This is a genomic window from Acinetobacter sp. Q85-2, assembly GCF_013420555.1.
Classification (GTDB): Bacteria; Pseudomonadota; Gammaproteobacteria; order Pseudomonadales; family Moraxellaceae; genus Acinetobacter; species Acinetobacter indicus.
On sequence record NZ_VOXW01000007.1, the window covers coordinates 1 to 20,517 of the forward strand.

A 20,517-nucleotide genomic window follows, 5' to 3' on the forward strand; every position below is an offset into this window, starting at 1 on the left:
TCATGAAATACGGTATTCTGATGTGACAAAACCTGAATCCTGGTCGTTAAAGTGTTTGTTTGCACTCATATTTTAACTGTTAGGACTCAGGTTTTTTTATTTAAAGCAAACTATGGGACAGCAGTGGGCAAGCCACCTCTTTTTTGGTTCAGCACTTAGAAGTTATAACGTGCCATTAAACCAAAACGGTTGTCTTTAAACGTTTCACCTGCAAAGGTTTCACGCTCACCGTTGATATATTCAATACCCAAATCAACCGGTTTTACTGGCGAATAAATGAAGTTTAACCATGCTTGATACACTTCTTTATTTGCATCTTTTTTATTTAAGGCTGCGTAGTCTGTGCCATCATCTGCAAAAATAGCACCATAACCGAGTGTTGAACGCAGGTTTGGCGCAAACTTATAGGTTGCACCGACCTGGAAAGCAGTAAATTCGTTTTGTTCAATGTCACCATTCTCTGGATTAACATAGAATGCAGAGTTACTACCGTATAAATAATTGCTGTTGCCTTGAACATAAGAAACATCAGCCGATACTTTTAGCGGTTCTGCAACCTGATAATTCACACCTGCTGCTACACCCCAACCCGTTTTGTCATCACCTGATTCAGCCTTATAGTGTTCAACTAATGCACGTGCTGATGCGGCACCCTTACCATTCGCAAAACCTTGAGTGACTTTAGCAGTTAACACTGGTAAACGATACGTTAAACCTTCACCTGAACTATCCCCTTCTTCAGCAGAAACCAGCAATTGAGTGGCTGGTGCCAGTTTGTGGCTATAACGCACTTGTGGAATACGGGTAGTACCACCGCCGACGTTGGTACCAAAGTCAATCATTTCTGGTGCATGGTTTGACAGGAAGTTGGAGGTGGTTTGACCCAATAACCAGTTGTCCAGCGTTAAGTATGCATGACGGATACGTAATGCATCGTTGCTCCCTGCGAAGTCAACTTCAATTTTACCGCCCACTTTACGGTCACCTACTGGTGAAGAAAAATCGAGACCTAAACGTGTAGTTTTTGCAGTTGCACGTAATTTATCTTTGGCTAATTTGACATCATTACTTGTTCCAACTGTTGCTGTCTTATGTACCGAGTTGAAGTCATTGTCTGCACCTTCAACAATATAGTTGGCATCACCACGCACAAAACCGTACAGATTGACTTCAGCACCGCCCTTCGACTTTAAGGAAAATGGTGAAGCCGATTTTGCTGCAGGTGCCGGTTGCGCCTGAACTTGCTGGATCTGGACTTGTTGCTGTTGCTGAACCTGTTGCTGCTGTTGAATTAAAGCTTTGAGTGCTTGTACTTCCTGGCGTAATTCTTGAATTTGTTGTTGTTCAGTGCTTGCTGCCTGTACCGTAGAGGCCATTGCTGCTGTAATTGCGACCGCTAATGTTTTTGTGATAAGTGAAGTTTGGATTTTACGATCCATGGGTTTCTCCAGAGTAAAAAATAATGCGCATCCGTGCTCTTTTAAGACATTTTAAATACTGACTCAGATGGCAAGCATCCCTGATTTAAATGTCATTTAATCATCACACTTTTGCTATTTATCAAATAATTAAAAGTCTTATCGATAAAGAATTACACAAAACTGTAATCGTTTTATGCTTTCAATCTAACAATTAATTTATTTTATTAAAATCACTTTTAACGTATAAGGATAAAGGACTGATCAATTTTTCTAATTCTTATTTGCAAAAATATCGAATTATCATGGTTTTATCGAAAAGTAAAAGCTGCTTACCCGGTTAAATATTAGACTATTGTATATAGCGACAGTTGATTAGAACATAAACATTTTAAGGGATTTTTCATGGATAAAGGACAAGTACAACTGGTCGATCAGGCCATTAGCTCGCGTCATTCGGTGCGCGCCTTTTTAGATCGTCCGGTCGATCCGCAAATGATTAAAGATATTCTAAGCGTGGCCAGCCGCGCACCATCCGGCACCAATATTCAGCCGTGGAAGGTGTATGTGGTGACCGGTGAAAAGCGTCAGGAACTCATTGATCGGGTCTGTCAGGCACAAACTGAACTGTATTTGCATCCTGAACGTGCGGCCGATTATCAGGCCACCTTTTCCTATTATCCGGAACAATGGTTCTCGCCGTTTATTGAGCGGCGCCGTGAAAATGGCTGGGGGCTGTATGGCCTGCTCAATATTGAAAAAGGCGAAAAACAGAAGATGGCTGCACAGCATCTGCGTAATTTTCAGCTGTTTGATGCACCGGTAGGCCTGTTTTTTACCCTGCACCGTGACCTGGAAATTGGTTCAAAAATGGATCTTTCCATGATGATGCAAAACGTGATGATTGCCGCCAAGGCACGCGGGCTGGACACCTGTCCACAAGCGGCCTGGAATAGTTTTCATCGCATTGTACTGGAGGTCTTAAATGCCCCGGCCGATGAAGAACTGGTCTGTGGTATGGCCTTGGGTTATGCCGATCCAGAGCATATTGTAAATAGCTTTATTACCCCGCGCGTACCGGTCGAAGAATTTGCCGTATTTGTAGAATAATTTTTTAGCTCTGGCCCTCACGCTGCAACAGCTTAAAGAGCAAAGAAGAAACCGCCCGGGTTTCTTCTTTTTATTTATAAGAATGAATCGGGGTTAGGCTGTTTTTAATTTCCGCTCCCGATGCATAATGTACATCGCACTCACCCCAATCAGAATAAACAGCAGCATCACACTGCCCATATTTAATAAAGCATCCCAGATCAGTACATTCAACATTAAGCCGCCAATTAAACCGCAGCTAAATTGCATACTGCCCATAATCGCGCTAGCTGTACCGGCACGGGCACCCTGCTCCGACATCGCCAACGCCATGGCATTGGGGCCAGTAAAACCAATTCCGGCCACAGCTAAAAACAGCCCGGCAAAAACCACAACAATCGGCACATGGCTCATCAGCCCGGCGATGACCAGAATTAGCGCGCCAGTGCCCTGCACCGTACCGCCTATTTTTAAACGGGTCATTAAAGAGCTGCTGGTTGCCAAATGCTTGTTTAAGGTCGAGGCCAGCATAATACCGACCGCATTGGCACCAAAAGCAATCGAAAACTGCTGCTGGTTCAGGCCATAACCATCCATCAGAACAGCGGCAGAACTGCTGATATAACAGAACATCGCCCCACCGGTAAAACAGCCGGCAATCATCGGTAAATAAAAACTGTGGTCTTTAAAAATGGCCAGATATAAGGTCAGCACCTGATAGAAATTCAATTTCAGACGGCGCTCTGGCGGCAAGGTTTCCTGAAAGAAAAAATGAACACACAGCCAGCAGACTAAACTCATCATGGCCAGACAGACAAAAATCGCCTGCCAGTCAAAAAAGCTCAGGACGATGGCCCCCAGACCCGGCGCAATAATGGGCGCAATTGCGGTCACAATCATCATGCTGGAAAAAGCCTGCGCGGAAGCCTGCATATCCAGCCGGTCACGAATTGCAGCACGGGCAATTACCACCCCGACACAGCCCCCTAAGGCCTGCAATACCCGCGCCGCAATCAGGCTCCATTCATCCTGGGCATAAACACAGAGCAGACTGGCCAAAAAATACAGTCCCAAACCAAAATACAGTGGGGTTTTACGGCCAATCCGGTCACTTAAAGGACCATAAATTAACTGTCCAATCGCCAGGCCCAAAAAATAAGCCGGTAGACTATTGGCCACCATTTGTGTGCTGACCCCAAAATCATCTGCCATTTGGGGCAAGGCCGGCAGATACATATCAATCGACAGCGGACCAAGCGAGGTCAGCAATGCCAGCAGTAAAATCCAGGAAGATGGATACTGCTGCTGCGGGCTTGCACTGGCATGGGAATCGGACATATTCATATTTCTTTTTTAAATGACTGATTTAAAGACAAGGTACACAGTCCATAGTATTATTTCAGGGTACTGAAAGTGAAGTTTCACATAATTGCTGCCCGCTGCATAGCATCTGGCTTCGTTTAAGGAACAGTCTTGAAATCCTGGCTCACACGTCTCAAACACATTGCCTACAACACGGCCTTTATCTATAACATCCGGATGATGATCGCCTTTGCCGGCACCGCCTTTGTTCCTTATCTGCTCGGCTATCAGCTGGCCACCATTCCGCTAACCTTGGGCGTGGTCGCAGCCGGTTTAAGTGATATTGATGACCGCTTCTCTTTAAGAATCCTGAACCAGACTTATACCTATATTGGCTTTTTTATTACCGCCGCCTCCATTCAGCTGCTGTTTCCACATCCGGTGCTATTTGCCATTGGCCTGATTATCTCCTGTATTGGCCTGATTCTGCTCGGTTCTCTGGGCCGGCGTTATGCCACCATTGCCTATGGCTGTCTGGTGATTTCGGTTTATGCCATGCTCGGTGTAGACCTGTTTGAAGACTGGTACACCCAGCCAGCCTTGCTGGTGGCTGGTGCAGTCTGGTACGGCCTGATTTCCACCATCAGTTTTTTACTGTTTCCGGTACGGCAGCTACAAGACAAACTTTCGCAAAGCTATGCCTCGTTAGGCGATTTTCTGTTTGCCAAATCCAACCTGTTTGATGTCGATATGACCCCCGGTAGTTATCAGCAAAGCCTGATTGACCTGTCAATGGAAAATGGCAAGCTGATTGGCCTGTTTAATGAACTGAAAACCGCGCTACTGACCCGTTTAAAAGGTGACCGCGGCCAGAAAGACACCCGCCGCAGCCTGCAGTATTATTTTATTGCCCAGGATATTCATGAACGCGCCGACTCCGCGCATATTGACTATCAGAAACTGGCCAAAATTTTTGAGCACAGCGACATCCTGTTCCGTTTCCAGCGCATTCTGGCGATTCAGGGCAAAGCCTGTAAAGATTTAAGCGAAAGCATCCTGAAGCGTGAACCCTATATTCACAGCAAACGCTTTAAACATGCCTTTGAGAACCTGAAACATTCGCTACAAAAGCTGCGCAGCGAACAGCAGTATGATCAGGTCTGGGTCAATGCCCTGTTTGCCCTGTATCAGAACCTTAAATCTATTGATGCGCAGTTACGCAACCTGGAAACCGAGCGTTATATCAAGCTGGATAAAACCAAACATATTGAAAACCAGCTTAAAGATGATGACCTGAAAGGCTGGGATGATATGGTCATCCGCATCAAGCAGCATTTAACTCCGGAATCGGTGCTGTTCCGGCATGCCATTCGATTATCGGCAGTGCTGCTGATTGGCTATATTTTTGTCCAGGTTACCAATATTGAATACGGCTACTGGATTTTACTGACCGCGCTGTTTGTGACCCAACCCAACTTTAACGCCACCAAACGCCGCTTACGCCTGCGGATTGTCGGTACGCTGGTCGGGATTCTGGTCGGTTATAGCATCTTATATTTTATTCCATCGGTCGAAGGTCAGCTGTTGCTGCTGGTAGTCAGCGGAATTCTGTTCTTTGAATTACGCAGTAAGCAGTATGCCCAAGCCACCGCCTTTATTACCATTCTGGCACTGATTAACTTTAACCTCGATGGCATGGGCTTTGCCGCCGCCCTGCCGCGTATGATTGATACTTTAATTGGCTGTGCACTGGCCTGGTTTGGCGTCAGCTTTATTTTCCCGGACTGGAAATTCCGCCGCTTGCCGCGCACCATCCGTCGTGCCTTAAATGCGCAGTGTGATTATCTGACCGAAGTGGTTGAACAATACAAAACCGGGCGCAATAACGGCCTGACCTATCGCGTGGTACGCCGTGCAGCGCATAATACCGATGCCGAACTGGCCTCGCTCATTTCTACCCTGGCCACTGAACCGGATTTTGATGCCTCGCAAAAAGCCCAGGCTTTTGAATTGCTGTGCCTGAATCATACCTTTATCAGCTATATTGCCGCGCTGGGGGCACACCGGGAAAAAATTGAAGATCCGGAGATTTTAACCCTGCTGGATAAAGCGCTGGAAGATATTCGCGGTGCCTTGCTGAACGATGAAGTACCGGATCTGTCTTCACAAAATATGCTGCATACCATCCGGCAGCGTTTAAGCCAAAATCATCAGGAAGATCAACAGGGACTGATTATTTTGCAGCAGTTATCGCTGATGCTGACCATCCTGCATCAACTGAGTCAGCTGAAGCAGAGTTTAAGCCATGACCGTGATCAGGATGCCACCGAACTGGCCTCGTTATAATTCGGATGATTTTGCAACAATAGACTCCTGAAATGCTGTAATTAATGCTAAACTTTTCTGAGTTTGAAATTTGTTAGTTCCACTATGACCGCGAAAAATTTATACGCTTATACTTTACAGCCTGTGAACTACGACATTAGCGAAGCCGAGCAGCGTCATGCCCAGCTTTTAATTTGGCGTAGCACCAACAAAATTGGCACCAAAGCCTGGGCGATCATGGGCATTATTACGGCCCTGTCTATTCTGGGGATTATCCTGATCAAGAACTATTCCACCATTTTCTGCTGGGTGGCTCTGGTCTGTGTAGTGCTGTACTTCCTGATCCGTAAATTCGGTCTGGAATGGTATGCCAAACGCAAAATGAATGAATTTCCGGTACAGGAAATTAAAGGCATCCGTCTAGGCGTACAACCGCACGGCATCATCATGCGTCAGCAAATGGGCCTGCAAGAAGGCATGGGCGCGATTAGCTGGAAAGACATTTATGAATGGTATTCTACCCCGGATTTCATTCTGGTGAACTTTACCGTCAAAGGTCAGCAAGGCGCTTATATCTTGCCAAAACGTCTGGATTCTAAAAACTTTTCTTTTAAAACCATTCGTAAGCACCTGCTTGAATCTGTAGGTGAGCCAAAACAGCTTTAAGCCTGTAAGCTCAAAAAAACCTCCACCCTGCTGGAGGTTTTTTTATCCGGTTTGTACCAATCTAAATGATAATGAGAATAAATATTATATTCAAACTCTATTCCATCTCGCTATTCTTCAGTTATAATTTCGCCCATTGTTCTCTTCACACTGCTGCTGTATTGCTATGCTTAAAAAAATATTTTTCCAGCTGCACTGGTTCCTTGGAATTAGTGCGGGCCTGATTCTCGCACTGATGGGTGTTACCGGTGCGATTTATTCCTATGAACAACAAATTCTAAAATGGATGAATCCGGACAGTTATACCGTGCAGGTCGAAAACCGGGCCAAGCTCACCCCGGCGGAAATCTATCAGCATTTTCAGCTGACTCAACCTGAAACCAAAATTAATAGCATTACTATCGCCTCCGATCCGGCAGCATCTTCGAGTGTCAATATTGCCAAAGAAGGCGCACGTCGCGGCCAGAATGTGCTGATTAACCCCTACAGCGCAGAAGTGTTACCCGAGATTAAAGGCCGTGAATTTTTCCAGTTTATCCAGCAGTTACACCGTAACCTGACCGTTGGCCCGGTCGGCAAGCAGATTACCGGCGCCTGTGCCTTGATGCTGATTTTCTTTGTCTTGAGTGGTCTGTATTTACGCTGGCCGAAAAAGCATTCGGTAAAACAGTGGTTCTTTGTGAAGCCGAAACTTAAAGGCCGGAACTTCATCTGGGATTTACACGCCGTTGTCGGCACCTGGGTGGTGATTTTCTACCTGATTCTGGCCTGTACCGGTCTGTACTGGTCCTATGACTGGTGGCGTAATGGCATGTTCAAGGTGCTGGGCGTAGAGCGTCCACAACCGCAAATGCAGGCCAATGCCGCGCCGCAAGGTCAGCGTGGTGCGCCGCAAGGCCGTGAACGTGGCGAAGGTGCTGCGCGTGAAGGTCGTGGTGAGCGTGCAGAAGGACTGGATTCGCTGCAAATGCAGGCGGTATTGAACCAGACCTGGATTGGCGTACAGGCACAACTGGGACGTGACTACTCAACCATGACCCTGAACCTGCCCAAACAGGCCAATGGTGAAGTCAGCCTGAACTTTGTCGATGCAGTACCGCAGCATGAACGTGCCCGCAATAGTGCAACCTATAACTATCAGACGGCCAGCCTCACCGACATCAGCCTGTATGAAGATAAAAAGCTCAATGAAAAAATCATGAGCAGCATGTTACCGGTTCACCGTGGCAGCTTCTTTGGTCCGGTGTACCAGTTCTTTGCCATGGTCGCTTCCCTGCTGATGCCGCTGTTCTTTGTCACCGGCTGGATGCTGTATCTGAAACGTCGCAAGCAGAAGAAACTGACCCAGGCAGCACGGAATAGCGCAAGCGCCGTCACGGTTGATCCAAATGCCAAACCGTGGCTGATTGCCTACGCCACCCAAACCGGCGTGGCTGAACAGCTGGCCTGGCGTACTGCGACCAGTTTGCAGGAAGCGCGTCAACCAGTGACCGTGAAACCGGTACAGCAATTGAGTCTGGAAGATCTGCAATCGGTAGAACAGGTGCTGTTTGTAGCCAGTACCTATGGTACCGGTGAAGCACCTGATTTAGCCTCCAGCTTTGACAAGAAAATCCTGAGCAGCTCGGCCAATTTACAGCATCTTCGTTATGCGGTACTGGCGCTGGGCTCCAAGGAATATCCGGACAGCTACTGCAGCTTTGGTCATAAAATTGATCAGTGGTTACAACGCAATCAGGCGCAGCCTCTGTTTGCCACCATTGAAGTGGACAATGCCAGCAATGAAGATATCCAACGCTGGAATACAGCACTGGCTCAAGCCACCCAGCTTGAATTGCAAGGCATGGACATTCACAAGACCTTTGACAGCTGGATTCTGAAACAGCGTGATCTGCTCAATCCGAACAGTCTGGGTGCACCAGCCTATAATATCGAGCTGGCGCCGCAACACGAAGCACACTGGGAAGCCGGTGATATTGCCGAAATCCAGCCAGGGAACAGTCCTGAGCGTCTGGCAGCCTTTATACAACAGCATCAGATTCAGCGGGGTACCCTGCTAGATTCGACCGGTGAACCGATTGAACAGGCGCTCTGGGACAAAGATCTGACGGTTGAAATCGAGCCGTTTGCCAATCTGGAACATTTACTGGAACAGTTACCGACCCTGCCTGCACGTGAATATTCGATTGCCAGCATTCCATCGCAGCAGATTTTGCGTCTGGTGGTCCGCCAGCAATCCGATGCCCAAGGTCAACTGGGTCTTGGTTCGGGCTGGCTCACCCAACATGCGCCGCTACAGAGCAGTATTGCCCTGCGCATTCGCACCAATGAATCGTTCCACCTGATTGATGACAACCGTCCAATCATCTGTATTGGTAACGGGACTGGTATTGCCGGGCTAATGAGTCTATTACAGGCACGTATCCGTCATGACTATACCCAGAACTGGCTGATTTTCGGTGAACGTCAGCGCGCACATGACTTTTTCTATGAAAATATTGTGTCTGCATGGCAAAGCACCGGCATGTTGCAGCGTCTGGATGTGGCCTTCTCGCGTGATCAGGAACAGAAAGTCTATGTACACCATAAATTGCGTGAACAGGCCAAAGAACTGCAACGCTGGATTGAGCAAGGTGCCGTGATTTATGTCTGCGGCAGTATTGATGGCATGGCCAGCGATGTTGACCAGACCCTGATTGAACTGCTTGGTGAAGCTACGGTGGATCAGTTACGCAGTGAAGGCCGTTACCGCCGTGATGTCTACTAAGTTTTGCTAACTTGCTGAAAACTAAAATTGAAAAAACCGGACTTGATGTCCGGTTTTTTCATCTTGATCTTTTATAATCTGTAGATACATCACGCTATTTATGATTATTCCGCCATGCAGAGTCACAGCCACGCCCCACTGAAACGTCTTCTGAGCCTGATGGCTGCAATTCTACTACTGGCCAATGGTCTGTGGTTGCTCAGTCTGAACAGCTTTCATTTTGGTACCCTGCTGCCGATGCTGCTCGGTGCAGCACTGTTCATTTATGCCTTGTGTTATGTTCCGCTACAGCGCTGGATTCGACAGCGCCCGATCTATCAACAAGGCTGGCGTTTAGTATGGGGTGCTTTCTGGGTCTGGCTACTCAGTGTGGTACTGTTCTTTGGCTACTTACACTGGCAAAGCCTGCATAGCCAACCCAATCCAAATACGCAGGCGATTCTGATTTTAGGCGGGGGAATCCAGCACAACCAGCCAACACCGACCTTGGCCAAACGCCTAAATGCAGGTGCCACGTTGGCCAAGCAGCTGCCACAGATTCCCATTATCGTCAGTGGTGGCGCCGCTTTTGGGAATCAGTGGACCGAAGCCGAAGTGATGGCGCACTATTTAACAGAGCAGCATCATCTTCCGAAAACACGAATTCTATTGGAAGCACGCAGTACCAGTACCGCTCTGAATTTCCACAATTCCAAGGCCTTGCTGGTACAACACGATATTCAGCTCAGTGATCCGATTGCCGTGGTGACCAGTGATTTTCATTTACCGCGTGCGCTGGCCATTGCCCGCAAACAGGGCTATCAGCAGCCCTTGCCCTATAGCGCTCCTACACCACTCTATATTCGCTATAACTCCTGGTTACGCGAATATTTTGCTTATGTAAGTGGTTGGCTACTCAATGAATATTAATACCCAATAAATATTAATTAAGGCGAATGGAACGTGGCGAAGGCAGTTGCAGGTTTTTATAGACCTCAGGTTTTTGCAAATAAATCTGGTAAAGATAGTTTTTAATATCCAGCAGCAGCTTTTCCGGTGCTACCAGCACATTCTGCCCTTCGGGACTAAGATTCATCGACACCAGTGTGCTTTCCTGCCTTAAAAATGGCAGGACTTTTTCAATAAAATCTTTAAAGCTGACTTCCTGAATATCGTAATTTTCCCAGTTGTCTTTGACCAGCAGTTTGGCCAGACTTTTATTTTGCCAGACCGCAAAAGCGCGCTGTCCGGTGGGTGTGGCACATAAGGCCCAGCCGTCATGATACAGCGCAAACACTTGTCCCTGGCTGACCATGATTTCAATAAACTGTTTGTAAATATCTTGAACATTATAGCTTGAAGTTTGAGATTTAGACGCGGCCTTGCGTTGATATGGATTGCGCATAGATCATCCAGTCCATTTTATTGTTTTATAATGCTGGGATTCTATGGAATATTTAAGATTTAGGCAAGAAAGATATGGTGGGCGCTGACGGGATCGAACCGCCGACATTCTGCTTGTAAGGCAGACGCTCTACCAACTGAGCTAAGCGCCCTGATTAAGATTGTCAATCTTGATTCCACTATAAGCTCAGGAAACTTATAGGGCTATTCTTTGAGATGGCGCAGCGGACGGGGCTCGAACCCGCGACCCCCGGCGTGACAGGCCGGTATTCTAACCAACTGAACTACCGCTGCATCGCAAAAGAATCATGGTGGGCGCTGACGGGATCGAACCGCCGACATTCTGCTTGTAAGGCAGACGCTCTACCAACTGAGCTAAGCGCCCTCAAAAGCGTTTTATGTAAATGGCGCAGCGGACGGGGCTCGAACCCGCGACCCCCGGCGTGACAGGCCGGTATTCTAACCAACTGAACTACCGCTGCACTTACACAAAGTCACTATTGTGGTTCAAACGAATATTAAAGAAGCTTAAGTGGCGCAGCGGACGGGGCTCGAACCCGCGACCCCCGGCGTGACAGGCCGGTATTCTAACCAACTGAACTACCGCTGCACGTAAGAATCTTTAACGTAAAGGCTTGGTGGGCGCTGACGGGATCGAACCGCCGACATTCTGCTTGTAAGGCAGACGCTCTACCAACTGAGCTAAGCGCCCTTAACGTCTTCATCGTTTGTGAGGTGCATTATAGAGAATCTTTACCGCCTGTCAAACGCTTTTCTGCCAGTTTTCACTTTTTTATGACTGAGTGATTAAAAAATAAGTGATTCGCTAGAAAAACAAACAAATTCTGTATGTTATTTGACTTTATTCAAAAAATTTTATTTTTAGCTCACTTGAGAATAGAAGAAATTTCTTGCAATTACCCCCCTGCTCGCCTGCACATTTTTATTTTTTCCCTGTGAAAAATGGCAGCAAAATTCAGGCTTAAGTCTTATGGCTGGGGTTCAATGGCCAAGGGGCTAAAATCCAGCCGCTTTTCAGACAAATACACCAATGCCTGTTCTGGAATCAGCTCGAACAGCTCGATAATGTCGCGATTGCGCATCCGGATACAGCCATGTGACTTGGGAATGCCCATCGGTTCGGTATCTGGCGTGCCATGCAAATAAATATAACGTTTAAAGGTGTCACAGCCAGCGCCCTGGTTAAAACCATCCTCCAGCCCTGATAGCCATAAAATACGGGACAAAATCCAGTCACGTTCAGGAAACTGTTCGGCCAGCTCATCATCATAAATTTCACCCGTTGGCTGACGGGCAATAAACACGGTATTTTCCGGCGCATCTGCACCAAACTTGAGGGCCACCTGATGCCAGCCACGTGGGGTTTTGCCACTATTTTCTGCTTCACCAATGCCCTTTTCACCGGTAGACACCACATACAGTTTATTGTGTTTTGGTAGATATAAGGTCTGCTCAGATAAATCAACCAGAATATCCGCAGCATGTAGAGGGTAGATCATTCTTTCTTTACCTTTGGTGGAGTGACAACAACAGGTTCAGGGCGTAGCCATAACCAGATTGCCACCACAAACATGGTCAGGTTGGTAAAAATTTTGACTGCCAGCGGAGCCGTGGTAAATAACATGATGCAGGCACTGATCAGCATCATGATGGTGGCAAACCATTTGGCTTTACGCGGTACGGTGCCATTGGCACGCCAGTCTCTTAAGGTCTGGCCATATTTGGGATGGTTCAACAACCAGGCATCCATTTGCGGCCAGCCTTTGGATGCAGCCCAGGCCGCTAAAATCAGAAAGACTGTTGTTGGCATACCGGGCAACACTGCACCAATGAAGCCGAGGATGACAAAAATCACCACCAAACTTCGCCAAAACAATACTCTCATACCGCAACCCTACCCGTCGAATTGCGCTAGTATAAAGCGTTTTTAAACTTTTCTTCGTTGTAATTCTGCTGTTTAACCATGGATTTACTGATGTCGCCTAACACCTTTACTGATATTTCTGCTGAACCCTGGTTAAATTTCCGCAATCCGCTGGTGCGGCAACTGGCCTTTAGCGTGGCCAGTCCCAACATTTTACAGCAGCTGCCACCAGCACTGGAGCAGCGTTATGGCTTTGATTTTCATCCTACAGATTGCTGGTTGCAGCACTTTGATCATTATCAAAGCCGGCTGAAGCATTTAGACCAGCATCCGGCTGCACTGGAAGATTTTTTAAGCCAGCTCAAAAGTACCCGGCTAGGGCTGCGGTTTGAAATGCTGCTCTGGTTCTGGCTGACCGAGCGTGACTATCATCCTTATGAATTGCTCGGACATAGCATTCAGATAATTGATGGACCACGCACCACGGGCGAACTCGATTTTCTGCTGCTAAACCATGACCACCAGCAAGTTGAACATTGGGAAGTGGCGCTCAAATATTATCTGGCTGAACGTGATTTGAGTCTGCCCTACTGGTATGGGCTGAACCGCAGCGACACCTTATTACGCAAGTTAACCCACTTTACCCAAAAGCAGTTTCAGTTTCAGCAGGCCCAAGGTCATACCATTCAACAGCGCTTTGCCGTGTTAAAAGGCCAGCTGTATCTGCCTGAACATGCTACTGCACAGGCTCTTCCTGACTGGGTCAATCCCGAGCGCAGAATTGGCACCTGGGGCCAGCATTTGCCGAAAAATCATCAGGATTTTTACCGACTGCAACGGCATGAATGGATTTGCCCACATGCCAGTCCAAGCAGTTCAGCCAACGCATTCTGGAGCAATGGCTTATATCTGAATCAGGAGCAGTCTGCATTTTATATGTATCGCAACCCGGTGCTGATGGATGCGTGTTATCAGCACTATTGGACTAAAAGCCTATCTTTGAACAACATTTAATTACTCAACCACAATCAAAGCACTATATTTTTTTGGCTGTATATTTCTTACTCTAATTTTCACATCAGAATAATTTATGCTTAATGATACGGAGATGATGATGAAAAAAATTCTAGCGACTTCATTACTAATGATGTTTGTTCTGACTGGTTGTAATACAGTAAAAGGTCTAGGTGAAGATGTCTCTTCAGCAGGTAATGCGGTAAGTAATACGGCTGAAAAAACTCAGGATGAAATCCGTCAATAATCAAATTTCAATGCAAATTCCCGGCAAAAACCTTATCTCCTGATAAGGTTTTTTTATATTAAAAACTCCCCTTCTCGGCATGATTCCCCTATTATAGGGGCAAATTTTTTGCATGATTCCAAAGCCATGAACCACTCAGATACGCTCGAGCTCAGCTTACAGTTATTACGTCAACCTTCCGTAACACCTGTTGATCATAACTGCCAAGACATCATGGCGGAACGCTTAAAAAAGATTGGCTTTAATATTGAATCAATGCGTTTTGAAGATGTCGATAATCTTTGGGCGCGTAAAGGCACAGAAGGCCCGGTATTCTGTTTTGCCGGTCATACCGATGTGGTCCCTACCGGTAGTTTAGATGCCTGGCATTCTGACCCGTTTGCTCCAGAAATTCGTGATGGCAAGCTCTATGGCCGCGGTAGTGCCGATATGAAAACGGCATTGGCAGCCATGGTGGTGGCTTCAGAACGCTTTGTGGCCAAACATCCAGATCATAAAGGCTCAATTGCGTTCTTAATTACCTCAGATGAAGAAGGTCCATCCATTAACGGTACCGTAAAGGTGGTTGAAACCCTGGAAGCACGTAATGAAAAAATGGACTGGTGTCTGGTCGGTGAACCATCAAGCACCCATCGTCTGGGTGATATTGTCAAAAATGGCCGTCGCGGTTCATTAAATGCGGTATTAACCGTGAAAGGCAAACAGGGCCATGTGGCTTATCCACATCTGGCAATTAACCCGATTCATACTGCCTCTAAAGCGCTGGCTGAACTGTGCGAAACTGTTTGGGACAATGGCAACGAATACTTCCCGGCCACCTCTTTCCAGGTATCGAATATTCAGGCCGGTACCGGTGCAACCAACGTGGTACCGGGCACCATGACCGTGACCTTTAACTTCCGTTACTCGACTGAAGTGACTGCTGAGCAGCTCAAAGCCCGGGTACTGGAAATTCTGGACCGTCATCAACTGAACTATAACATTCAATGGACACTGTCCGGTTTACCATTCCTGACCCCAGTCGGTGAACTGGTCAATGCCGCCAAAAATGCGATTCGCAATGTGACTGGTGTTGAGACTGAACTGTCTACTTCGGGCGGAACATCAGATGGCCGCTTTATCGCGCCAACCGGTGCACAAGTGCTGGAACTCGGTGTGCTGAACGCGACCATTCACCAGATCAATGAACACGTGAATATTGATGATTTAGAACCACTGGCTGAAATTTATGAGCAGATTCTTGAAGGCCTGCTGACTTAATTTTTTGCTGTTGCATAAAAAAGGAACTCCGCGGAGTTCCTTTTTTTGTGTCTGTTGCCAACTGTTAAATTAGCTATTCAAACCCAGACTGGCCTGAATATGTGCCAGATTCGGGACATGGAATACCTGCTCACCCATACGCACATACTGGAATACCGCCGGATGTTGGCCTTCACGCTCATCATCAACCACTTCCGAAATACGCAGACGGATGGTTTTTGGCATGGCATTACACATCAGGGCAAAACGCTGGTCAATTTCATCGCCTTCAATCACCAAGGCAACGCCCTGATTTTGCTCTGGATGGGTAACACGATATACCGGCAGTTTTAGATCATGCCACTCGACATGATCGACTGCGGTAGAACTGTCCAGCGCCGACAGGACAATATTCTGCGGAATCAGCATATCTTCCTGATCATGACATTCCACAATATAGGCATCAATAAAACCAGTCGAAACGGTAATCAGATGTTGCAGTTCCTGCTGGCTAATCTGGTCGATTTTGCTGGTGCTGTTGCTTTGACTCATGCTTTAGCCTCACTGCTATGCAAAATGTTTTCAATATTGGCAAGCAGTTCTGCTTCCTGGAACGGTTTACCCATATAGTGCGTTACCCCCAAGCTAAAGGCACGTTCGCGGTGTTTTTCACCGGTACGCGAGGTAATCATGATAATTGGCAAGTCACGATGGATGTCATGGTGGCGTACCAGGTTGGTCACCTCAAAGCCATCCATACGCGGCATTTCAATATCCAGCAGCATCAGATCCGGTTTAACATTTTCCAGCTGCTCAATCGCATCGACACCGTCTTTGGCCGTGACCACATCAAAGCCCTGACGTTCGAGCAGACGTGACGTGACCTTACGTACGGTCACCGAGTCATCCACAATCATCACCAGACGACGGGTATCACGACGCTGTACTTCACGCGGCTCCATCACATGCTTGATGCGCTGGGTTGCCTGAATCTGACGGGCAATATTCTGACCATCCAGAATCAGACAGACCTGACCATCACCGAGAATGGTCGCGCCGGCAATCGAACCCACGCTGGAGAACTGCTGGCCAATCGGTTTCATCACAATCTGGCCACGTGAACCAATCAGCTGATCGACCAGTAAGGCAATGGTCTGACCAGTATTGCCTTTAATCAGCAGCACCGGCAATGAATGTGCGATATTGCTTAAACGCGGCAATGGCTGATTGGCAACAAACTCGGACAGATAGCGCAACTTATAGTTTTGCTGATCAATCTTGAAGTAGTCATCTTTGCTGCTGAAGTAACTTTCCAGCGCAGAAGGTGAAATTCGTACAATACGGTCAATTTGCGCCAATGGAATTGCGAACTGCTGATCGCCAACTTTTACCATCAAGGCATCGGATACCGCCACTGTGGTCGGTACGCGAATACTGAAAGTAGTGCCTTTACCGAGTTCAGAATCGACCTCGACATGGCCGCCCAGCGCTTTAATTTCGCTTTGCACCACGTCCAGACCGACGCCACGACCCGAAATCTGGGTCACGGCCTGTGCGGTACTAAAGCCCGGATGGAAAATCAGCTGCAGAATTTCTTTCTTGTCCAGCTGTTGCTCTGGCTGAATCAGGCCAAGGCTCAGGGCTTTGGCGTGAATTTTGGTTTCATCAATCCCCTTACCATCATCGGTAAAGCTAATCAGTACATCAGTGCCCTGACGGCCAATGTTCAGCTCAATCTGGCCCACTTCCGGCTTCGCTGCCTGTTTACGTACAGCGGCATCTTCCAGGCCATGGTCCACCGCATTACGCAGCATGTGTTCAAATGGTGAAATCAGGCGTTCCAGAATAGTCCGGTCCAGCTCGCCTTCGGTATTGTGTACCACCAGCTCGGCAGGACGGTTTAAGGTCGATGAAGTCTGACGCACAATCCGCTGTAAACGTGGCAACATGCGCGAGAACGGTACCAGACGGGTGCGCATCAGGCTTTCCTGAATTTCTGCCTGAATCCGCGACTGTTGCAGTAACAGACCTTCAGCATCACGAATCTTGTCCGCCAGCGTGGTCTTAAAGTCCACCAAGTCCGACGCCGATTCCGCCAACGATTTCGACAGCTGGTTCAAGGATGAATACTGGTCCATCTCCAGCGGGTCGAAGTCGGTATAGCGTGAATGTTCATCACCATGTTTGGCAATAATCTGGCTTTCCAGCTCGCCTTCCATTCGGCGTAACTGATCGGCCAGACGTTTAATCGCCAGTTCCATTTCATTCAGGGTACCGCCCAGCTGACCCAGCTCCATCTCGATTCGCGAGCGGTTAATCGCGTTTTCACCCGACAGGTCAATCATCTTCTCAACCAGATCAGCCGAAATACGGATCATCTCATTGCTGTTATCCAGCTGTGCGGTTTCGCTCCATTCGCCCTGCATGGATGGCGGCTCGGCACCATCACCCTGCACAAATTCGAAGGTTTTGCTTGGCGCCAGCAGATCGGCGGTATTGAAGCGTTCTGGCAGCTGTGCCGTCGCATTGACGTATTCAATCGACTCCAGGCTGGCTTTCAGGCTATCAAAATTGCTGTAATCGCGCTGGAAGATGGCTTCTTTTAACCAGGCCACAGTGGTGTTGAGCAAGGCATCATAGGCATTGGAATTAAACTGATGCACCGCGAACTGTTCAAAGGTATTTTCCAGCTGATAAGCAATCACGGCCACCGGCTCGATTTCGGCCATACGCGCGCCACCTTTCAGGCTGTGCGCAGCACGTTGTAACTGCAGCAAAATGCTTCGGTCACTACGATGGTCAAACCACTGCTTTAACAGGCTTTCTGTGGTGTCGAGCAGTTCCTCGGCTTCTTCCAGGAAGGTTTCTTCCACAATCGAATGCAGATTGTCTTCACCGTCATTTTCAGTAGTAGATACCGCATCTGTAGGGATGGTTTGCTCAGCCAGGGTCGGTGCATCTTCCAGTACCGGTTCGCTGCTGGTGTCTGGCTGCTCATCTTCAGGCGCAGCATAGGCTGTTTCTGCAGGTGCTGGTTCCAACTCAAATTCAAGTGCAGATGCATCAGACTGTTGTACATCTGCGCTAGAGGTTGCTTCAGCCGCCACTGCCAGCGATTCAGCTTCAACCAGTTGACCTTGGGCCAGTTCGCTAATATTTTCCAGAATCGCCAGTGATTCTTGCGCCGGATAATCGACCTGCTGTTCACGGATGGTCTGGATACGGTCCGCAATATTGTCCTGAACCAGACGGATAATCTGAATCAATGCGGTCGATGCGCTCATTTGACGGTTAATGATGCGCTCATAAATAGTTTCTAAATGGTGCGCAATCAGACCGATATGGCTGGCTGCAATCATGTTGGCACCACCTTTTAAGGTGTGCAAATGGCGCATCAGATTGTTCAGTGCAGCAGTATTGCTCGAGTCTTGGCTCCAGCTGTTAACATCCTGGTCAATACCCGTAAGTAACTCTTCGGCTTCTTCCAGGAAAATGTCCAGCAGATCTGGATCAAAGTCCTTATTGGCCTCAGCGCTGTCCATGTATTGACGGTCAGCTTCCAGACGCTGTGACAATACGGCCAGATTCAGCCCTGCACCGGTTTCAGCCGTTTCGGTTACAGCTTCTGTGGTATCAGTTTCTGGGCTTAGTGCTTCAATATCCTGCTGTACAAAGGCACTCAGGTTATTGATGATCTTCTGAGCATCTTCGCTTAAGCTGACGCGTTGCCCGGCAGCCAGGGTATCAAACAGATGGATAAATTCCTGATGCGCCTGTCCAAATAATTCAAAGGCATAATCGCTATGCAGCAGGCTTGGCTTGTCCAGCAAGGCTGCATAGGCCAGTTGTAATTCCTGGGTAAAATCATGAATACCCTGAGAGGCACGGTTATCGGTACGCTCTACCAGTAGCTTCGCCTGATGGCTCAGGGTCTGGATATATTCCGGATATTCAGCCTGCGCACGCTGGTCAAATTCGAACTCGGCATCGAGTAACTGATCAATATTCAGTTCAATCAGCTTGGATACCAAACCTTGCGGATTCACTGATTCATCAACATCTTCCAGGCTAAAGCCATAGTTCTGCCATGCAGTATTGAAGGTCTGATAAATCCGGTCCATGCCGGCACTGTCATTCTGCGGCAACAGATGCAGATAATCCCGCACAAATTCAGCATATTGCAATAACAGTGCGGTTTCTTTGGAGGTCGATTTAATTTCATCCTGCAACAGGGTCTTGAACAGGTTTTCGACCTTGGAGCTGGCATCAAAAATCTGTTCGATGTGTGCCATGGATGAACTGCCGCGCAAGGTATGCAGGGCACGAATCAGGCCATTGTAATCCTGGGTTTTCAGCTCATCATGTGCCAGGAAGCGATCCACCGTTAACAGGTGTTCTTCTGCTTCTTCAATAAAGATGGCCAGTGTTTCAGCCGCTAACGGATCTTCTTCAACACTATCAGCCACAGCCAGCTCGGCATCTACAGCAACCTGCTCATCAGTGCTTGCTGTATCAAACTCTAGACCAGTAATACTGTCGCTGGATGTTAAGCTGCTCGCCAGTTGTAGAAGTTCTTCTAAGGCCGGTTCAGGACTTAAATTTTGTTGTAATTGTTGTCCTAACAGCACCAATGGACGCAGGTCCAGTGCCATCGGCTGAGCATGTTTAAAGCTTGGATAAAGTTTGTATTCAAAGACATTCGCCACCGCGGTTGCAAACTGCTGCACCTGCGCTGACAGGGTCAGACTACCGGAAATGACCCGGTTTAAGGTATCTTCAACCGTCCAGGCCAGCTCCCCTGCCGACTTGGCCCCAACCATGCGTCCCGAACCTTTTAAGGTATGAAAATGACGGCGAATGGTGGTTAGCGTTTCCTGATCGTTAGGCTGCTTGGCCCATTGAGCCAATAGGTCTTTTAGCTCAACGAAGATTTCTTCAATTTCTTCAACAAAAATTTCTAGAATTTCTGCATCTTGATCAAGATAACTATCTTCAGGAAGCGCAGTCGTTTCAACTAAATTTTTTAATATTTCTTTCATAGCTAAGGCTTCTTATGTTTTCAGCGCCCAGCGGCACTCAAACTTAATTGTAACCATCACGTGTAACCTAACCCTGAAGTTAAGCTGATCTTGTCGATGCTTGGCTTGATCTGTTTAAAACAGAGAGCTTCCCGAAAGAAGCT

At 47.7% G+C, this 20,517-nt stretch carries 15 protein-coding genes and 6 tRNA genes; 8 read left to right on the forward strand and 13 right to left on the reverse strand.

Features of this window, described 5'->3' with window-relative positions; translation table 11 throughout:
• Positions 1–155 precede the first annotated feature (155 nt).
• Positions 156–1,439: a DcaP family trimeric outer membrane transporter gene (locus FTT68_RS05170; protein WP_180175234.1), complete on the reverse strand. Its 1,284-nt coding sequence runs from the start codon at positions 1,437–1,439 to the stop codon at positions 156–158.
• A gap of 384 nt (positions 1,440–1,823) precedes the next feature.
• Between FTT68_RS05170 and FTT68_RS05175 the strand changes: the two genes are divergently transcribed.
• Positions 1,824–2,528 (forward strand): nitroreductase, encoded by a 705-nt coding sequence (locus FTT68_RS05175; protein WP_104988312.1) that lies wholly within the window; start codon positions 1,824–1,826, stop codon positions 2,526–2,528.
• Between the two features lie 93 nt (positions 2,529–2,621).
• Here the strand turns inward: FTT68_RS05175 and FTT68_RS05180 are convergent, their stop codons facing one another.
• Positions 2,622–3,845: a multidrug effflux MFS transporter gene (locus tag FTT68_RS05180; protein WP_180175235.1), complete on the reverse strand. Its 1,224-nt coding sequence runs from the start codon at positions 3,843–3,845 to the stop codon at positions 2,622–2,624.
• A gap of 135 nt (positions 3,846–3,980) precedes the next feature.
• Between FTT68_RS05180 and yccS the strand changes: the two genes are divergently transcribed.
• The 4 genes from yccS (at position 3,981) to FTT68_RS05200 (ending at position 10,476) form a co-directional block, all read left to right on the forward strand.
• Positions 3,981–6,155, forward strand: coding sequence for a YccS family putative transporter (gene yccS / locus FTT68_RS05185; RefSeq protein ID WP_104490431.1), 2,175 nt, complete (start codon positions 3,981–3,983; stop codon positions 6,153–6,155).
• An 84-nt stretch (positions 6,156–6,239) separates the two neighbouring features.
• Entirely contained in the window at positions 6,240–6,800 is a 561-nt protein-coding gene (locus FTT68_RS05190) for a YcxB family protein (RefSeq protein WP_005179510.1), read from the forward strand.
• A gap of 166 nt (positions 6,801–6,966) precedes the next feature.
• Positions 6,967–9,567, forward strand: coding sequence for a sulfite reductase flavoprotein subunit alpha (locus tag FTT68_RS05195; RefSeq protein WP_180108441.1), 2,601 nt, complete (start codon positions 6,967–6,969; stop codon positions 9,565–9,567).
• 114 nt (positions 9,568–9,681) lie between these two features.
• The gene (locus FTT68_RS05200) at positions 9,682–10,476 is read left to right on the forward strand and encodes a YdcF family protein (protein WP_168406253.1); all 795 of its coding nucleotides are present in this window, start codon (positions 9,682–9,684) and stop codon (positions 10,474–10,476) included.
• A gap of 13 nt (positions 10,477–10,489) precedes the next feature.
• Here the strand turns inward: FTT68_RS05200 and FTT68_RS05205 are convergent, their stop codons facing one another.
• The 9 genes from FTT68_RS05205 to FTT68_RS05245 form a co-directional block, all read right to left on the reverse strand.
• Positions 10,490–10,951 (reverse strand): DUF2750 domain-containing protein, encoded by a 462-nt coding sequence (locus FTT68_RS05205; protein ID WP_005179520.1) that lies wholly within the window; start codon positions 10,949–10,951, stop codon positions 10,490–10,492.
• Between the two features lie 75 nt (positions 10,952–11,026).
• Positions 11,027–11,102 (reverse strand) — tRNA-Val (locus tag FTT68_RS05210).
• Between the two features lie 65 nt (positions 11,103–11,167).
• Positions 11,168–11,244 (reverse strand) — tRNA-Asp (locus tag FTT68_RS05215).
• A gap of 15 nt (positions 11,245–11,259) precedes the next feature.
• A tRNA-Val gene (locus tag FTT68_RS05220) sits at positions 11,260–11,335 on the reverse strand.
• Positions 11,336–11,355: 20 nt separating this feature from the next.
• Positions 11,356–11,432, reverse strand: a tRNA-Asp gene (locus tag FTT68_RS05225).
• Between the two features lie 51 nt (positions 11,433–11,483).
• Positions 11,484–11,560, reverse strand: a tRNA-Asp gene (locus FTT68_RS05230).
• Positions 11,561–11,586: 26 nt separating this feature from the next.
• Positions 11,587–11,662 (reverse strand) — tRNA-Val (locus FTT68_RS05235).
• Between the two features lie 277 nt (positions 11,663–11,939).
• Positions 11,940–12,470, reverse strand: a complete 531-nt coding sequence (gene elsL / locus FTT68_RS05240; protein ID WP_104488696.1) for a cell wall-recycling L,D-carboxypeptidase ElsL — start codon at positions 12,468–12,470, stop codon at positions 11,940–11,942.
• Positions 12,467–12,856 carry a YbaN family protein gene (locus tag FTT68_RS05245; RefSeq protein ID WP_180006974.1) on the reverse strand — a complete coding sequence of 130 codons (390 nt, stop codon included), beginning with the start codon at positions 12,854–12,856 and terminating at the stop codon, positions 12,467–12,469. Before FTT68_RS05245 ends, elsL begins: the two co-directional genes overlap by 4 nt.
• Before the next feature lie 90 nt (positions 12,857–12,946).
• Between FTT68_RS05245 and FTT68_RS05250 the strand changes: the two genes are divergently transcribed.
• From FTT68_RS05250 to dapE, 3 genes are all read left to right on the forward strand, one after another.
• Positions 12,947–13,849: a DUF1853 family protein gene (locus tag FTT68_RS05250; RefSeq protein ID WP_168396748.1), complete on the forward strand. Its 903-nt coding sequence runs from the start codon at positions 12,947–12,949 to the stop codon at positions 13,847–13,849.
• Positions 13,850–13,949: 100 nt separating this feature from the next.
• A complete protein-coding gene (locus FTT68_RS05255; protein ID WP_005179532.1) occupies positions 13,950–14,096 on the forward strand; it encodes an entericidin A/B family lipoprotein in 147 nt (48 codons plus the stop codon).
• Positions 14,097–14,222: 126 nt separating this feature from the next.
• On the forward strand, positions 14,223–15,356 hold the full coding sequence (gene dapE / locus FTT68_RS05260) for a succinyl-diaminopimelate desuccinylase (protein ID WP_180006973.1): 1,134 nt from the start codon (positions 14,223–14,225) through the stop codon (positions 15,354–15,356).
• Between the two features lie 69 nt (positions 15,357–15,425).
• Here the strand turns inward: dapE and FTT68_RS05265 are convergent, their stop codons facing one another.
• Both FTT68_RS05265 and FTT68_RS05270 read right to left on the reverse strand, forming a co-directional pair.
• Positions 15,426–15,887 carry a hypothetical protein gene (locus FTT68_RS05265; RefSeq protein ID WP_075167114.1) on the reverse strand — a complete coding sequence of 154 codons (462 nt, stop codon included), beginning with the start codon at positions 15,885–15,887 and terminating at the stop codon, positions 15,426–15,428.
• Positions 15,884–20,374, reverse strand: coding sequence for an Hpt domain-containing protein (locus tag FTT68_RS05270; RefSeq protein WP_180056425.1), 4,491 nt, complete (start codon positions 20,372–20,374; stop codon positions 15,884–15,886). The genes FTT68_RS05265 and FTT68_RS05270 overlap by 4 nt, the downstream gene beginning before the upstream one ends.
• Positions 20,375–20,517: the final 143 nt, after the last annotated feature.

Excerpts from the sequence above, each read along its gene's own strand:
- FTT68_RS05170 (WP_180175234.1), bottom strand. The coding sequence starts at position 1,439 with ATGGATCGTAAAATCCAAACTTCACTTATCACAAAAACATTAGCGGTC.
- dapE (WP_180006973.1), top strand. The coding sequence starts at position 14,223 with ATGAACCACTCAGATACGCTCGAGCTCAGCTTACAGTTATTACGTCAA.
- FTT68_RS05255 (WP_005179532.1), top strand. The coding sequence starts at position 13,950 with ATGAAAAAAATTCTAGCGACTTCATTACTAATGATGTTTGTTCTGACT.
- FTT68_RS05205 (WP_005179520.1), bottom strand. The coding sequence starts at position 10,951 with ATGCGCAATCCATATCAACGCAAGGCCGCGTCTAAATCTCAAACTTCA.
- FTT68_RS05245 (WP_180006974.1), bottom strand. The coding sequence starts at position 12,856 with ATGAGAGTATTGTTTTGGCGAAGTTTGGTGGTGATTTTTGTCATCCTC.
- FTT68_RS05180 (WP_180175235.1), bottom strand. The coding sequence starts at position 3,845 with ATGTCCGATTCCCATGCCAGTGCAAGCCCGCAGCAGCAGTATCCATCT.
- FTT68_RS05190 (WP_005179510.1), top strand. The coding sequence starts at position 6,240 with ATGACCGCGAAAAATTTATACGCTTATACTTTACAGCCTGTGAACTAC.
- FTT68_RS05270 (WP_180056425.1), bottom strand. The coding sequence starts at position 20,374 with ATGAAAGAAATATTAAAAAATTTAGTTGAAACGACTGCGCTTCCTGAA.
- FTT68_RS05175 (WP_104988312.1), top strand. The coding sequence starts at position 1,824 with ATGGATAAAGGACAAGTACAACTGGTCGATCAGGCCATTAGCTCGCGT.
- elsL (WP_104488696.1), bottom strand. The coding sequence starts at position 12,470 with ATGATCTACCCTCTACATGCTGCGGATATTCTGGTTGATTTATCTGAG.
- FTT68_RS05200 (WP_168406253.1), top strand. The coding sequence starts at position 9,682 with ATGCAGAGTCACAGCCACGCCCCACTGAAACGTCTTCTGAGCCTGATG.
- FTT68_RS05265 (WP_075167114.1), bottom strand. The coding sequence starts at position 15,887 with ATGAGTCAAAGCAACAGCACCAGCAAAATCGACCAGATTAGCCAGCAG.
- FTT68_RS05250 (WP_168396748.1), top strand. The coding sequence starts at position 12,947 with ATGTCGCCTAACACCTTTACTGATATTTCTGCTGAACCCTGGTTAAAT.
- FTT68_RS05195 (WP_180108441.1), top strand. The coding sequence starts at position 6,967 with ATGCTTAAAAAAATATTTTTCCAGCTGCACTGGTTCCTTGGAATTAGT.